Source organism: Pseudorhizobium endolithicum (assembly GCF_902153245.2).
Lineage (GTDB): Bacteria > Pseudomonadota > Alphaproteobacteria > Rhizobiales > Rhizobiaceae > Neorhizobium > Neorhizobium endolithicum.
This window is the reverse complement of sequence record NZ_CABFWF030000011.1, coordinates 1-1,649: the sequence shown is the minus strand read 5'-3', so window position 1 is coordinate 1,649 and position 1,649 is coordinate 1. Positions and strand designations below refer to the sequence as shown.

Genomic DNA, 1,649 nt, shown 5'->3' with positions numbered 1-1,649 from the left:
CGCAGGCTCTCGAACTCCTCGGCGAAGGACTGGTTGAGCTGGACGGCGAGATTGCCGGCGGCAAGCTGCTTCAGGCCGTCTGCCAGGCCACTCGTCGCCTGCGCCATGGCCTCGGCGCGGATGCGCTCCTGCTCGGCCGTCCGGCGGCGCAGCTCCTCCGACTGGCTGCGCTGGGCGTCCGCCTCCTGCTCGAGCTCGCGAGTGCGCACAGCATTGTCCTTAAAGACCTGGACGGCTCGCGCCATTGCTCCGACTTCGTCGGCGCGGTTCTCTCCTTCGATTGTGGCATCCAAGCCACCGCCCGCCAAGCGTGACATCGTTCCAGTGAGGCGGCCGATAACGCCGCCAAGCGATCGGGCGAAGAGGAAAAACCCGACAAGTGCGAGAATCGAGACGACCAAAGTGCCGATCACGGTAGCCCAAAGAGCAGACCGTGCGTCGTCCACAACGGAGGTGACATCCGAAGCAATTTCCAGAACGCCAATCTTGTCGCCGGAGAAGTTGTTGAAGGGCACCGTCCTGACCACGTATGTCCCATCCGGCCCTTCGACTTCCTGCTGCACAACCTCGCCAGCGAAGGCCGCTTTCAATGTCTCGTCCGCCAGGAACGCAGTCTCCGATGTGGAAGCCTGCTTCTCCAACTTGCCGTCGACCAGAATGTGGACAGCAATTTCACCGCCAATACGGTTCGCAAGCGGCTCGAAATACGCATTGGTCAGGCTCGTCCCGACATCGACCACGCCAACTGTCTGGCCATCGCGCACGACAGGGGCGGATGCAAACATGCTGACCGCGGTGCGTCCAGGCTCAGTGCCGGCAACAAGGTGCCCGGTTGACAAAGCTTCGACGACAGTCTTCCGACGTGACTTCATATCGTCGCCGAACTTGTCCGGCGTGTGGATCCGAGCGACAGCTTCACCTTCGGCGTTGATGAAGGTGATGAGTTGCAGGCCGCCCTCGCTGACAATGCGTGGCAACGATGCCGCATAGCGCGCAATGATGCTGTCTCGATCAGTGCGCTCAATCAGATCAGCCGTGTCGGGCTGTCCCGCCAGTGCCAGAGCGAGCGCCGAAGCGGCCTTCTTCTGCGCCGCCATATCTGTTTCGACAAGTGCCAGGTCGCTGTTGGTCTCCCGCGCAAGTGCCTCGTCGCTAGCCACGGACTGACGATACCAAGCGGTGCCTCCAATCGCCAGGCTCGTAAAAAGCACGGCAGCGAAACCGCAGGCGGTAATGGTCATCCAAAGTGGACGTTTGATATGTACTTCAGCCAAGGTGTAGTCCCCATCCTATGATAGGAGAAGACCTTGAAGCAAAATCGTTCGCTTCCAGTAAATTGTGCGAAGGAAGAATCAACTCGTCACTGTTGACTCTGCGTCCTTGCCGATCTGGTGACCCTGAATAGCTTGCTCTTGGACAGTAGCGTGACGGCATCGGCGAGCAGTTCCGGAGTCTCAAGACCGTCGTGGTGAAACGGATCGCGATCGGTATCGATATCGAGCGAACGCGGTAGCCGACCTATGCGTAGTTATCGCACAACCTCAAGGATTGCCCACCGAAGTTCGGTAGTTAGGGTCGAAACCCATTGATCATGTTGATTTGCTGCGGCAAATCGGATTCAAGGTTCCCAATCAATGGATTGGAGGCTT

General features: G+C 59.1%; 1 protein-coding gene. It reads right to left on the bottom strand.

Annotated elements, in window-relative coordinates; genetic code table 11:
- A partial coding sequence (locus RTCK_RS08030; protein WP_142592652.1) for a cache domain-containing protein occupies positions 1-1,274 on the bottom strand: 1,274 nt, incomplete at its 3' end.
- Positions 1,275-1,649: the final 375 nt, after the last annotated feature.